The organism is Paraburkholderia rhynchosiae, from assembly GCF_002879865.1.
In the GTDB taxonomy this organism is placed as follows: Bacteria; Pseudomonadota; Gammaproteobacteria; order Burkholderiales; family Burkholderiaceae; genus Paraburkholderia; species Paraburkholderia rhynchosiae.
Genome location: NZ_PNXY01000004.1, coordinates 295,663 through 309,263, shown reverse-complemented (window position 1 = coordinate 309,263; position 13,601 = coordinate 295,663). Strand labels below are relative to the sequence as shown.

The 13,601-nt window shown below is 61.6% G+C and carries 11 protein-coding genes and 1 pseudogene; 4 read left to right on the top strand and 8 right to left on the bottom strand.

What is annotated here, in order from left to right; translation table 11 throughout:
• Positions 1-3 precede the first annotated feature (3 nt).
• Positions 4-1,431, top strand: coding sequence for an aldehyde dehydrogenase family protein (locus C0Z16_RS07935; RefSeq protein WP_102631614.1), 1,428 nt, complete (start codon positions 4-6; stop codon positions 1,429-1,431).
• Here the strand turns inward: C0Z16_RS07935 and C0Z16_RS07930 are convergent.
• From C0Z16_RS07930 to C0Z16_RS07915, 4 genes are all read right to left on the bottom strand, one after another.
• Positions 1,428-3,140 (bottom strand): GMC family oxidoreductase, encoded by a 1,713-nt coding sequence (locus C0Z16_RS07930; RefSeq protein ID WP_102631613.1) that lies wholly within the window; start codon positions 3,138-3,140, stop codon positions 1,428-1,430. The genes C0Z16_RS07935 and C0Z16_RS07930 overlap by 4 nt on opposite strands.
• A gap of 153 nt (positions 3,141-3,293) precedes the next feature.
• Entirely contained in the window at positions 3,294-4,304 is a 1,011-nt protein-coding gene (locus tag C0Z16_RS07925; protein WP_102631705.1) for an ABC transporter substrate-binding protein, read from the bottom strand.
• A gap of 290 nt (positions 4,305-4,594) precedes the next feature.
• The gene (locus C0Z16_RS07920; protein ID WP_102631612.1) at positions 4,595-5,905 is read right to left on the bottom strand and encodes an MFS transporter; all 1,311 of its coding nucleotides are present in this window, start codon (positions 5,903-5,905) and stop codon (positions 4,595-4,597) included.
• A gap of 133 nt (positions 5,906-6,038) precedes the next feature.
• Positions 6,039-7,133 (bottom strand): tartrate dehydrogenase, encoded by a 1,095-nt coding sequence (locus tag C0Z16_RS07915; RefSeq protein WP_102631611.1) that lies wholly within the window; start codon positions 7,131-7,133, stop codon positions 6,039-6,041.
• A 109-nt stretch (positions 7,134-7,242) separates the two neighbouring features.
• Here C0Z16_RS07915 and C0Z16_RS07910 point away from each other — a divergent pair, with 109 nt between their 5' ends.
• Both C0Z16_RS07910 and C0Z16_RS07905 read left to right on the top strand, forming a co-directional pair.
• A complete protein-coding gene (locus C0Z16_RS07910; protein WP_102631610.1) occupies positions 7,243-8,166 on the top strand; it encodes a LysR substrate-binding domain-containing protein in 924 nt (307 codons plus the stop codon).
• Between the two features lie 49 nt (positions 8,167-8,215).
• Positions 8,216-8,599, top strand: coding sequence for a VOC family protein (locus C0Z16_RS07905; RefSeq protein WP_102631609.1), 384 nt, complete (start codon positions 8,216-8,218; stop codon positions 8,597-8,599).
• A gap of 33 nt (positions 8,600-8,632) precedes the next feature.
• Here C0Z16_RS07905 and C0Z16_RS07900 read toward each other — a convergent pair whose 3' ends face one another.
• The 3 genes from C0Z16_RS07900 to C0Z16_RS07885 all read right to left on the bottom strand — a co-directional run bounded on the left by C0Z16_RS07900 (position 8,633) and on the right by C0Z16_RS07885 (position 11,875).
• Complete coding sequence (locus C0Z16_RS07900; RefSeq protein WP_102631608.1) at positions 8,633-8,950, bottom strand: DUF4148 domain-containing protein; 318 nt, start codon at positions 8,948-8,950, stop codon at positions 8,633-8,635.
• 471 nt (positions 8,951-9,421) lie between these two features.
• On the bottom strand, positions 9,422-10,492 hold the full coding sequence (locus tag C0Z16_RS07890) for a methyltransferase (RefSeq protein WP_102631607.1): 1,071 nt from the start codon (positions 10,490-10,492) through the stop codon (positions 9,422-9,424).
• A gap of 219 nt (positions 10,493-10,711) precedes the next feature.
• Complete coding sequence (locus tag C0Z16_RS07885) at positions 10,712-11,875, bottom strand: porin (protein WP_102631606.1); 1,164 nt, start codon at positions 11,873-11,875, stop codon at positions 10,712-10,714.
• Between the two features lie 170 nt (positions 11,876-12,045).
• On the opposite strand from C0Z16_RS07885, the pseudogene C0Z16_RS07880 reads away from it, so the two are divergent.
• Positions 12,046-12,285 (top strand): annotated as a pseudogene (locus C0Z16_RS07880) (MetQ/NlpA family ABC transporter substrate-binding protein); the annotation flags it as partial.
• Between the two features lie 189 nt (positions 12,286-12,474).
• Here C0Z16_RS07880 and C0Z16_RS07875 read toward each other — a convergent pair.
• Positions 12,475-13,590 (bottom strand): succinylglutamate desuccinylase/aspartoacylase family protein, encoded by a 1,116-nt coding sequence (locus C0Z16_RS07875; protein ID WP_102631605.1) that lies wholly within the window; start codon positions 13,588-13,590, stop codon positions 12,475-12,477.
• Between the last annotated feature and the right edge of the window lie 11 nt (positions 13,591-13,601).

Genomic DNA, 13,601 nt, shown 5'->3' with positions numbered 1-13,601 from the left:
CGGATGTCGAACGCACAGAAGTTTTATATCGACGGCGCGTGGGTCGCGCCGTCGGGCACGGCACGCCTGCCTGTGATCGATCCCTGCACGGAAGAAGCGTTCGCGGAAATCGCGCTCGGCAACGGGGACGATGTCGAACGAGCAGTCGCCGCCGCGAAGCGCGCGTTCGTGTCGTTCTCGCTGACCGAGCCTGCCGAACGCGTCGCGCTAATCCGCCGGATACTCGACGCCTATATGGCGCGCTACGACGAAATGGCCGACATCATCTCGCGTGAGATCGGCGCGCCAAAAGCGCTGTCGCATGCATGGCAGGCCGCGCTCGGCAAGCGTCACCTCGAAGAACTGCTGCGGACCTGCGAGAGCTTCGCGTGGCAGCGCAAGAAAGGCACGACGCTCGTCAATCACGAACCCGTCGGCGTGGTCGCGTTGATCACGCCATGGAACTGGCCGATCAATCAGATCGTCTGCAAGGTCGCGCCCGCGATTGCGGCAGGTTGCACGATGGTGCTCAAGCCGAGCGAAGTGTCGCCGCTCAACGCGGTGCTGTTCGCCGAAATGATCGATGCCGCCGGCGTGCCGCCTGGCGTGTTCAATCTCGTCAATGGCGATGGCCCGACTGTCGGCGCCGCGCTGTGCAGTCATCCGGACGTCGACATGGTGTCGTTCACAGGTTCGACGCGGGCGGGCGTCGAGATCGCGAAGCTCGCCGCGCCGAGCGTCAAGCGGGTGCATCAGGAGTTGGGCGGCAAGTCGGCCAACATTCTTCTCGACGATGTCGACTTCGAAGCGGCCGTGACTTCCGGCGTGAACTCGTGCTTCAGCAACAGCGGCCAGTCGTGCAACGCGCCGACTCGCATGCTCGTGCCGGCAGCGCGGCATGATGAGGCTGTGCGCATCGCACAGCGCGCGGCGGCCGCGCATCGTGTCGGTCCCGCGGGCGATATAGAAACGACGATGGGCCCGGTTGTCAGCGACGTGCAATACGCGCGCGTGCAACGGCTCATCGAAAAGGGCATTGAAGAAGGCGCGCAACTGGCGGCGGGCGGGGCAGGACGCCCGGACGGTTTGACGCGCGGCTACTACGTGCGGCCTACGGTGTTCGCGAACGTCGACCCTTCGATGACGATTGCGCACGAAGAGATCTTCGGCCCCGTCCTCGCAATCATTCCGTATCGCGACGAGGAAGATGCCATCGCAATTGCCAACGACACGCCGTTCGGCCTTGCCGCCTATGTGCAGTCCGCGGATCAGGCGCGCGCGCGGCGTGTCGCGTTCCGTTTGCGTGCGGGCAGCGTGTACGTCAACTATCCGTCATGGGACGCGGGCTCGCCGTTCGGCGGCTACAAGCAATCGGGCAATGGCCGCGAATACGGCGAGTGGGGACTCGAGGCGTTTCTGGAAGTGAAGGGCATCGTCGGGTATGGCGATTAAGCGGCGCTCGCACGACCGCGCAGAAGGTCGGCGATGCGCTCAGCGATCATAATTGTCGGCACATTCGTGTTGGCGCATGGAATCGAAGGCATCAACGACGCATCGCATACGTGCAAGCCTTCGACGCCGTAGACGGCGCCGCGCGCATCGGTAACTGCGAGCGGATCGTCGGCGGCGCCCATCCGGCAGGTTCCCGACGGATGCCACGTGCCGCCCACTGAACGTGTGACGAAGTGCGTCATCGCGGCATCGTCGGCGAGCAGATCGTTCAGCGTCACGCCTTGCGTCACCACGCTGCGCACGAGCGATCCTCGCAATGGGCCCGCGATGTCCAGCAATGCGCTCAGCGCGCCGCGCTGTAACGCGTTCCACACGCCAGGCACAGCGACGGCTGCAACTCGCGGCGAATAGCTCGACGGAAACAGCACGCCGCGATGCGCGGCCATCGACGGCGCAGCCAGCGTCCTTGCACCCAAACGTAGTGCGAGCTTCAGGCGTTCGAGATCGCGAGGATCGGACAACATCGCGAAGTCGACGTCGGGTTCATCGAACGCGCTCGCGGATTTAAGCTTCAGACGTCCGCGCGAATACGATTTATTGACCCAGAAAAACATCGTGCCGAGACGGTAGCCGACCGAGTGCCAGCCCGAGCGTGACAGGATCGCGCCGTGCATGTCGCCCTGCACGGTGCCGGGCAAACCCGATGAAAAGCGCAGGATCGCCTGTTCGTGATGCTCGTCGGGAAACGGCGTGCGTGCCGCGCGAGGTAGAAACGCCGACACCGCGATCGACGGATGCTCCATCAGATTGCGGCCCACGCCTTCGCGATGCGCGCGCATGGGGATGCCGAGCGCGGCAAGTTCGTCGGCGGGGCCGATCCCGCTTCTGAGCAGCAATGCGGGCGAGTGGATCGCGCCCGAGCAGACGATCACGCAGCCGGCCCGCAATTCGTGATGCGTATCCGTATGTTGGCCGTCACGCCGAACAAGGCGGGCGCCGCTTGCACGTTGGCCATCGAACAGGATGCGCTCGGCGATCTCATCCGTGCGGATTGTGAGGTTGGGCCGCGCTCGCACGGCATCGTCGAGATAGCAAACGGATGTGGGGATGCGTTCGCCACTCGCGCTTACCGCGATCGAGCCAATGAATGTGCCGTCTTCCCATGCGCCGTTCTGATCAGCGCGCAGCGGATAACCCTGCTGGTCCAATGTGTCCAGCACGGCCTTCACGAATGGCGAGATGCGCGGCCAGCCAGTGCGCTGGATGCGCAGCGGGCCGCTTGCGCCATGCAGGCCGCTGTCGCCCGAGTTGCCGAAGTCGCAATCCGTTTCGAGCTTGCGGAAGTACGGCAGACACGCTTGCCAGTTCCACCCTTGCGCGCCGAGTGCTTGCCATTCGTCGTAGTCGGCGGGTGCGCCGCGGTTCGCCATCAATGCGTTGATCGCGGAGCCGCCGCCGAGCAGCCGCGCCTGTTCATAGCGGCGCAGTGCGGCAGGCGCGCTCATGCGCGCTTTGAGTTGCTGCCAGATGTTCGCGGTGTCGAGATACGCGCGGCCCGGATAGCGGCTGCGAATCTCGGCAGGCATCGTCGCCTGCGAGATGTCGCGGCCTGCCTCGACGAGGCACACGGTTTTGCCGGCGTCTTCGGAGAGACGCGCGGCTAGCACGCAGCCGGCCGATCCGCCGCCGAGAATCAGATAGTCGATCACGTTGAATAGATAAAGAGCGCGTGGCTCATGGCTGTATGTGCGATGAGCGCCATGGGCACGATGAGCACGATAACCCGCGGCAAGATGCAAAACGCCCGCGATGAACAGTGTTCCCGCGGGCGCGTCAATGGCCTGGCGCTAGTCGCGCGGCCGTTACTGCATGAACTTCAGCCAGCGCGCTTTCGCCTGGATGCCTGCATCGGAGGCCCACCAATCTTCAGACATCAGCGCCTGCTTCGCGGCATTTTCCGGCGAACTGGGGAGCTCGCTTGCGCGCTTGGCCGTGATCTTGCCGGTCTTGAATGCAGCCGGATTGCCCGGACCGTAGTCGATGTAGAGTGGCAGGTTGGCCTGCAACTCCGGCGAGATCGCGGTGTTGAGGAAGCGTATCGCGTCGTTCAGATTCGGCGCATTCTTCAGCACGCACAGCTGCGTGTTTTGCAGAATGCCGTCATTGAACGTGAAGTCGACGTCGGGAGCGTCCTTGCGAACCGCACTCGCGCGGCCGTTCCAGATCATCGTCATATCGACTTCGCCGTCATGCAGCAATTGCGCGGACTGGCCACCCGAGGTCCACCAGACCGTGATGTCAGGCTTGATCTGCTGCAGTTTCTTGAAGGCACGGTCCACGTCGAGCGGATACAGCTTGTCGCGAGATACGCCGTCGGCGAGAAGCGCGGCTTCGAGCACCGTCTGAGGATCGTTGCGCAGCGCGCGCGTGCCGGGGAACGCCTTTACATTCCAGAAATCCGCCCAGCTTTGCGGCACCTTCTTCAGCGTCTTCTTGTTGTAGCCGATCACAGTCGAATAGAACTCGTACGCGACCGAGTAGGGCGTACGGTACTTTTCAGGCATCGCGGCGGCGTTGGGAATCTTCGAGAAGTCGAGCTTTTCGAGCAACCCTTCGCGGCCGCCGCGCAGACAGTTGGAAGTGGGCGTATCCACCACGTCCCAGATCGGCTTGCCGGTGGCAGCCTGGGCCTTGATCTGCGGCCACGCGTCCGGAATGCTGTCCTGATTGATCGTGATGCCCAGCTCCTTGGCCGCCGGGTCGAGAATGGCTTTGGTCTGGGCCTCCTGATAAGTGCCGCCTTGCGACACGAAGGTGATTTTTCCTGCAGCGAGAGCGGGCGCCATGCTCGCGACGCTCAACGCCAGAGTCATGGCAAACGGGCGCAACCTTGGCATGCTGATCACGACTTCTCCTCGATACGGTTGAAGCGAAAGACATCATCCAGGTCGGCGCTATCGCGCCTGCGGCTTGCGGCCGGAGGTGAAATAGCGCGGGCATGACTTGAAATATAGTGAGTCAATTTGGCCGGAGCAACGCCGCAATTGTTGGAGAGGTCATGACATGGTGTTATGTCTGGCCATGCCTGCGAGGTTACGCTAATGCCGGTCAAAGATCACGCGGGCCTTTCATCAACGGATCGCGGATTGCGATTGCATGTATCTCAGTGTCCGTGCCGCTCGCCGACCGCGACCGGCGCCTGCTTCGATTGCCGGCTCAGCATCAGCGTGACGACAGCGGACACAGCCAGCGTCGCGCCGACCACGTACAAGCCCGCCGAGTAACCGCCCGTCACGTTCTTGAGCCAGCCGATCGCGAACGGACCGACGAATCCGCCGAGATTGCCGATGGAATTGATCATCGCGATGCCCGCCGCCGCGCCCGCGCCTGACAGGAACATGCTCGGCATGGCCCACAACGGCGCCTTGGCCGCGCTGATTCCGATGTTCACGACCACGAGGGCGAGGACGATCATCAACGCCGTCGCGGCGTTACCCGCGAACACGAAGCCGAGGCAGGCCACCACACAGGGAATGACGACATGCCACGTGCGCTCCTCGGTGCGGTCCGAATGCTTCGCCCACAGGATCATTGCGACCACGGCGACGATGCTCGGTATGCCCGCCAGCAGACCGGTCTGAAACGAGTCGAAGCCATACTGGCGGATGATCAGCGGCGCCCACAAGCCGAGTGTGTACAACCCCGCCGACGTGCCGAAGTAGATCAACGCCAGCGCGAGCACGCGCGGATCGCGCAGCGCGCTCAGCGCGCCGGCCGTGTGGCCCGCATGCGATTGCCTCGCGTCCGCTTCTGTCTTCAGCCTCGCAATCAGCCATTCGCGCTCTTCCGGCTGCAGCCATTCCGCTTTCGACGGCGTGTCCGTCAGGTACTTGAGCACAAGGAAGCCGAGGACGACCGCAGGCAGTGCTTCGAGAATGTAGAGCATCTGCCAGTCCGCAAGACCCGAGATCGACGGAAGCTTCATGATGGCGCCGGAAATGGGCGATCCGATTGCCGTGGAAATCGGTGCGGCGGCCATGAACCATGCCGCGGCCACCGCGCGCTGACGGGTTGGAAACCAGAGGCTCAGATAGAGAATGATGCCTGGAAAGAAGCCCGCTTCGGCAACGCCCAGCAGAAAACGCAGCGCATAGAAGCTGTTCGGCCCGACGACAAACGCGGACGCCAGCGAGACGATGCCCCACGACACCATCACGCGAGCAATCCAGCGGCGCGCGCCGACCTTGTGAAGAATCAGATTCGACGGCACTTCGAACAGGAAGTACCCGATGAAGAAGAGCCCGCCGCCGAACCCGAATGCCGTGGGCGACAGGCCAATGGCCTTGTTCATCGTGAGTGCGGCGAAGCCTACGTTGACGCGGTCCAGAAAACTGACGAAGTACAGCAGCATGACAAACGGGATGATCCGCAGCATGAGCTTGCGGGAAACCCGGCTTTCGAGATCGGAATTCATTGTCTCCTCCTTGGGAGGCGTGAGCAGGGCTCTCTTGGAAATGCACCAGGCGTGCGGGGCGCGCCGCAGCCGTCGAATGCGGCTGTTGGGTTCGGCGCCCGTCACGAGGTGTCGGCGAGGCGGCTATGCAGGCTTATGCGGCGTTGGCGGCAGGCGCTGCTGCTTGTTCGATGAACGCGCAAACGGCGGCCGTCACCTGCGCGGTCGTTGCCGTGCCGCCCAGGTCGCCGGTATGCAGCGACTTGTTTGCAGTGACGGCTTCAACTGCCTGCATCACGCGCTTCGCAGCATCGAATTCGCCCAGATGTTCGAGCAGCATGACGACCGACCAGAAGGTGCCGACCGGATTCGCGAGGCCCTTGCCCATGATGTCGAACGCGGAGCCGTGGATCGGCTCGAACATCGACGGAAAGCGGCGCTCCGGATCGATGTTGCCGGTCGGCGCAATGCCGAGGCTGCCGGCGAGCGCGGCGGCAAGATCGCTGAGGATGTCGGCGTGCAGGTTGGTAGCAACGATCGTGTCAAGGCTCGCGGGACGGTTGATCATGCGCGCGGTCGACGCGTCCACCAGTTCCTTGTCCCAGTTCACGTCCGGGAATTCCTTCGAGACCTGCAGCGCGATCTCATCCCACATCACCATTGCATGACGTTGCGCGTTGCTCTTCGTGATCACGGTCAGCAGTTTGCGCGGACGGGACTGCGCGAGGCGAAACGCGAAGCGCATGATGCGCTCGACGCCGGCGCGCGTCATGATCGACACATCCGTCGCGGCTTCGATCGGATGGCCCTGATGAACGCGGCCGCCCACGCCGGCATATTCGCCTTCCGAGTTCTCGCGAACGATCACCCAGCTGAGATCCTCGGGCTTGCAGCGCTTCAACGGAGCATCGATGCCGGGCAGGATGCGAGTCGGGCGGACGTTCGCGTACTGGTCGAAGCCCTGGCAGATCTTCAGCCGAAGACCCCACAGCGTGATGTGATCGGGAATGTCCGGATCGCCTGCCGAGCCGAACAGGATCGCGTCCTTGTTGCGGATCGCGTCGAGTCCGTCCGCCGGCATCATGACGCCATGCTTGCGGTAATAGTCGCCGCCCCAGTCGAAGTTCTCGAATTCGAACGCGAACGACTTCGTGGTTGTCGCGAGCGCCTGGAGGACTTGCGCGCCGGCTGGCACGACTTCCTTGCCGATGCCGTCGCCGGGAATGGTTGCAATGCGATAGGTATGCATGTCTGGCGCCCTTCATATGTTGTGGATGTGAGTGACTGTATCGACATCCGGGCGCAAAAACCGGTGCTAGACTCAAAGCATCTTTAACTTTTATTCACAAGTAAAACCGATGCGCGATACCGTTCAACCGGCGGATCTGAGCTTTTTCTCGACGCTCGCGGCGTCCGGCAGCCTGAGCGCGGCGGCGCGGGAACTCGGACTGACGGCCGCGGCCGTGAGCAAGCGGCTCACGCAGATGGAAAGCCGCGCGGGCGTGGCGCTGATCAACCGCACGACACGCCGGATGATGCTCACGCCCGAGGGCGAGCTGTATCTCGAACGTGCGCGCAGGATTCTTGACGAGATCGATGAACTGGTTGAGCTGCTGGGCACCGCCAAGAAGAGTCCGAAGGGATTGCTGCGTGTGAATGCCACGCTCGGATTCGGGCGCAGCCATGTGGCGCCCGCGATTTCGCGCTTTGTCGCGAGGTATCCGCAGGTGTCGGTTCAGCTTCAGTTGTCGGTCACGCCGCCGCCGCTCACGGACGATACCTTCGACGTCTGCATTCGCTTCGGCGAGCCGCCCGACACGAGGGTCGTCGCGCGGCGCCTCGCGGGCAACCGGCGCCTGCTGTGCGCGGCGCCTTCGTATATCGCGTCGCACGGTATGCCGGTGACGCCGCACGATCTCACGCGGCACAACTGCATCGGCATCCGCCAGGGCGACGAAGCGTATGGCGTGTGGCGCCTGACTTCAGGCAAGGGGGCGTCGCGCAAGACGGAAGCGGTGCGCATCAAAGGCACGCTGACTACGAACGATGGCGAGATCGCGGTGAAGTGGGCGCTCGAAGGACACGGCATCCTGATGCGGGCCGAGTGGGACATCAAACAGTATCTGGCCGACGGGTCACTCGTTGTCGTGCTGCCCGATCACGACACGCCGAACGCCGATATTTTCGCGGTGTACTCGCAACGGCATCAGATGTCGAATCGCATTCGCGCGTTCGTCGACTTTATCGCGCAGGAGTTGCGGGACGGAGCGGTTGAGCGATGACGCTTCGACTATATTGATTCGATGAGTACCTACCGCATGGAGGCGCAGCATGAGTGTGCAGCTGAACCATACTATCGTCTGGTGTCGGGACAAGCAGGCGTCGACCGAGTTTCTCGGGGACATTCTGGACCTGCCGGCTCCGATTCCGTTCGGGGAAATGCTGGTCGTGCAGATGGCCAATGACGTGTCGCTGGATTTCTACGAAAGCGATGATCCGATCGCGATGCAGCACTACGCGTTTCTGATCAGCGAGGAAGAGTTCGAGCGGGCGTTTGCGCGTATTCGCGAGTTGCGGCTTGACTATTGGGCCGACCCAGGTAAACGACGCGCTGGAGAGACGTATTCGCACAACGGTGGCCGTGGGTTGTATTTCGACGACCCAGATGGCCATTTCCTGGAGTTGATGACGCGGCCTTATAACGTTGGCAGCTAGGTTTCCCGTAGCGTGTGTGAAGCGCGAGTTTTATCACTGCATTGGCATGGCCTGCATTGCCGGCTCCTTGTCCATAAGCGCGCTTTGTTGCGCTGCATGCATTGCGGCGACCTTTCTTTCCGCTTCCTGAATGTCGGCGGGATAACTGGAGTCGTCGCCTAAAGACGGGTTGTATCCGGCGGCTTCGAGTTCTTCGAGTTCATGCATGACTTCGGCGCGCGTGAGTTGATGCGTGCCGGCGGAGGGTGATGCTTGTGCGTGCGCCCACGTCGATGTGATCGCAAGTGCGATGCTCGCGATCGCTGTGATGAATGAGCGCGATACTGCGCGGTTTGAATAGATGCGTTTCATGGCACTGCTCCTCGATGTACGAGCACATTGTTCGAACCCGATTTGAGTTCGTATTGACGCGCTCTGCATCGGTTAACCGTTGCAGTGAGGTTCTTATTCCCGGCAGGGAGATGCCAACAACTCGTGACTTACCGAACATCTCCCAGTGCCTATACTGCCCGTTGCTGTTTCCATCAATTTGATCGTTTCAATGCGGGGGCGTCTGCTATGACATACACGGTTAAAAGCGTCGAGCACCTCGAGGAAATCTATGACAAGCCACACTACACCCCGATCTGCTAACGCAGTTCGCCCGGGGCTTTGGGATCCCGCGAAGCCCGTTGCCCGCACGAGTTTGCCGAGTGCGGGAGACATGCACAGGCGTCTGAGTGGCGGCACTTTCGATGGTGAGCAATACGATAAGGAAATGCCCGAGAGGACGTTGGCGGGGCTTTATTAAAGCGGTAGTGATCGGGCTTCGCGCGAGCCCCGTCACTTGATTCCCACCACCATGGAGTCCGGCCCGATAAGATGCTCGATTCGCACGTCCGAGAAGCCGGTCTGTTTCATCCAGTCGCGGCACTGCGCGCCTGTGTAGTCAAAACCGCCAGGCGTTTCAATCAGCATGTTGAGGCTCATCAGCAGGCCAAATGCGTTGCTGCGGCGTTCGTCGTCGATGATGGCGTCATACACCACCAGCGAGCCGCCCGGCGGCAACGCCGCATAGCACTTTGACAGTAGTTCCAGCTTTTGCGGCAGCGGCCAGTCGTGAAGAATATGGCCCATGATCAGAACATCCGCAGTGGGACAAGAGTCGTTGAAAAAGTCCCCAGGATAAAACTTCAAGCGATCCGTGAGTCCATGTGCCGCGACGTACTCGTTAAATACCGGACCCACTGCCGGCAAGTCGAACCCTCCGCCGCTTAAATGAGGATGCGCCAGTGCGACTTGTACAGGCAGCGCGCCTTGTGCGGTGCCGATATCGATAAACGTGCGGTACTTGCTCCATGGAAAAATCTGCGCGATCGCACGCGCGGCACCGAGACTCACCCCGCTCATTGCACGCAGGAAACCGCGCAACGACGCCTCGTCGTGGTAAATCGCTTCGAACAGGTTGCCGCCGCTTTTCGCTTCGTTTTGCGGGAGGCCCGTGCGCAGTGCTTCGGTGAGGGAACCCCAGAACGGATAGAGCCTGGCGTTCGCCATTTCTAGCAAGCCACCGACGTAAGAGGGCTTTGCTTTGTCGAGGAAGAGGTCCGCGTCCGGCGTGTTGCTGTACATGCCGTCGTGTCGTTCCAGTACCGACAACGCGACAAGTGCGTCGAGAAAATCGAGTGCCGATCGGCGGTGCAGGCCGAGCGATTCAGTGAGCGCCGCCGCGTCGCGTGGACCGCAGGCAAGTTGCGTGAAGACACCAAGTTCGACGGCGGACAGCAAGGTCTTTGACGCCCAGAAGGCCATTCCCAATTGAAGCAGCCGCTCGGGCGACGGCGCATCATTTCGGTCGTTACGCTGCCCCTGATCAGAAGACGCCGCGGAAGGACTGCTTTGCTCGCGTTCCATAAGCTCTCCGGTGAGCGGGTCAGATACGACGAAACGTAAAGCGGGTGAAGGGATTCCGAAAAAATGTAAAGCGTGCGTCAGGTGCGGTCAAGACGCTTTTGTGAGCACATGTGTGCGCAAGCGCACACATGAAAACGCCCCTGCAAGCAGGGGCGCTTCTCACATTCCGCACCGGCGAGAAACTCCCGTTTCGCGCCGGTAGGTAGTGCTCTAAAAGCTTTAGAACTTATGACGAAGACCGACGCGGAACGCCAACTGATTGTCCGCGCCCGTGCCCGACGTACTGAAGTAGCTCGTGCTCGAACCGATCTGCGCTTGCAGGTCCTGCGCGCCGTTGCGGCCGGCTGCGATCTGATAGATACCAAGCGCATACACGTCGGTACGTTTGCTCAGCGCATAGTCGACGCTCAGGTCGACCTGGTTCCAGTGACCGCGGTTCGCGTTGCTCAGGTGCATGTATGTGTAGCCCGCGCCAGCCGTGAGTGCCGGCGTGAAAGCGTACTTCGCGCCCGCTTCGTACGCGGCGAACGTCGTCGCGCCGCCCGTGATCGTCTCGAGACGCGTGTTCGTGTACAACGCCCACAGCGTCGCTGCGGCGATCGAGTAACGGCCGCCCACGCCGAACGTGCGCAGATCGCGGATGTTGCCCGTCGTCACGTTGGCGATGGTCGTCGAGAACGACGGCGTTGCCTGGCTCGGGTAACGGATGTCCGTGTATGCCGCGCCGACGCCGAACGGACCGTTCGCGTAGTTCACGCCGAAGCTATAAGCGCGCGACGAACCCGCGACCGGCGCTGCGGTCGTGCCCGTTGCCGGCGCGCCGGCGAATGCGCCAGCCTGATTCGAGAAGCCATACATCGCGCCGAACGTGAGGCCCGAGAAATTCGCGCTGCTGAATTTCACCGAGTTGTTGATACGGCTCGACGTCAACTGGTCGACGTCGTTGATGTGGTAAGCGTAGTTGCCCGCGACCGTTTGACCGCCGGTCGAATAGTTGCCGCCGAGGTAATCGGTCGAGAACGAGTACTGGCGGCCGAACGTCAGCGAACCCATATTGTTCTTCGACAGACCCACATACGCCTGACGGCCGAACATCGCGCCGCCCTGGCCGAGCGTGCCGTTGCCGCTGTTAAAGCCGTTTTCCAGCACGAACAGCGCCTTCAGGCCACCGCCCAGATCTTCGGTGCCGCGCAGGCCCCAACGGCTACCTTGTGCCACGCCGTCGTCGTACTTGAAGAGATTGTCGTGACCCGTAGTGGTTCTCGAGTTGTTCACGTAGCTGATGCCGGCATCGATCACGCCATACAGCGAGACGCTGCTTTGCGCGTGAGCGGCGCTTGCGAAGACGGCGAGGGTAGCGGCGGTCAATAGTTTCTTGTTCAAAACGTTTCTCCGATTAAAGATTAAGCGATCGCAACGCCGTGCTCTTTGGTAAGGTCGTGCGATGGCCTGAAATTTAAGGGAACGCTGAGTAAGGTATGTGACAGGCTGGTTCATTTCGAAATCTGTCGCACCCGCGCGACAGTCGATGGCAATCGGTGGGCGAATGACGCGTGAAGATGATCGAATTCAACGACTACGTGCAGCCGAACGCAGCGTTGGATGCGGACGATCTCGACGCCAACGGCTTTCAGCATCAGCCGTTTCTCGATAGCCAGATCAGGCAGCGCGGCTACAGGATCGTCAATGTGGGCCTGACGTATGTGTCGCCAATGGGCTTCTATTCGAAGAAGCTAAAGTCGCTCAAGGATCTGCCGGAAGGCGCGAAGATCGGCATCCAGAACGAGCCGTCGGCGTATGAATCGGATGAAGTGCGCAAGTACACCAGCACGCAGTTCAAAGGCGCGATTATTCCGGCATTTTGATGGGTTTATTAGCGGGCTATATCAGCGCGCCTGATTGCCGGCCACTACGGCCGAAGCGGGGTTAGGGCGCCGTCATGGCGCCTTCGCCTTTGCCTTTAAACTTCGGCGGCCACACCATCAATTGCTCAACAGCGAGCCGCTTCGAAAAGCATTCGCGCCCGCAATTCGCGCGAACTCGAGACCAGCCGTTGCAAAGCGCGTCAAATGCCGCGCATACAGCACGCCGGCCACGCTGCTCTTGAGCGTCACGACGCGATCCGTCAACGGGTCGACGATATCGGCGATCTCATGGCCAATGTCGACCCATGTGCCCACTTCGCAGCGATACACCAGCACGCCGCTGATCGGCGCGACAAGCGGTTCGGCGCCGGCCAATGGCGTGGCCGCAAATTCGAGCGGCGGCAGCGGGGCGGCCGTGCCGTCGATTACGCCGCGCGAGGTCAGATATTCGATGATCGCCTGCGCGTCGTGCTCCGCATACTCGTAGGACACTTCGCGCTGGCCGCGCAGTTCGATGGTGACCGAGATCGAGCCGTTCGGAATCGGAAAGCGCTCTCCAAAACGGCCGCGCAGATCCGACCAGCAGAAGCTGTGGATTTCGTCGAACGGATTGCCAACCGAGTTCAGCGCGAGCAGCGACGCTTTCGCGTCCAGATAACGCGCGAGCGGTTCGACTTCAGGCCAGAGGTCCGGATTCGTGTACAGGTGCATTGCGGCTTCCCAGTCGCAATGCAGATCGAGCACGACGTCCGCATCGTAGGAAAGCTTTTGCAGCGCGAGACGTTGCGATTCCAGCTCGGTGGTGGGCTGTTGCGCGTCGAGCGCTTCGCGCATCGCGGCACGAATTGCCGTGCGATTGGCGTCGGCGCTATCGGTGAGACGTTCTTCGATCACCGGCGTCACCAGTGCCGAAAGATCATGGAAATTGCGATTGAAGTTCTGCGCGGTGTTGGTTTCGAAGCGCCCTGTCAGATGGCCGAGGAAGTGCTGGTTGAGGCCGATCGGATTGGCCACTGGCACGATCACGACTTCGCCGCGCAGCTTGCCGGCTGCTTCGAGCGCGGCAAGCTTGCGGCGCAGTTCCCACGAAACGAGCATGCCCGGCAATTCGTCGGCATGCAGCGACGACTGGATGTAAATCTTCTGTCCGCCGCCGGGACCGTAATGAAAACTCGTCAGGTTGCGGGCGGTGCCGAGCGTCGGCGCAATCAGCGGATGGGATTGGGTTTGCATGGTTGTCGAAT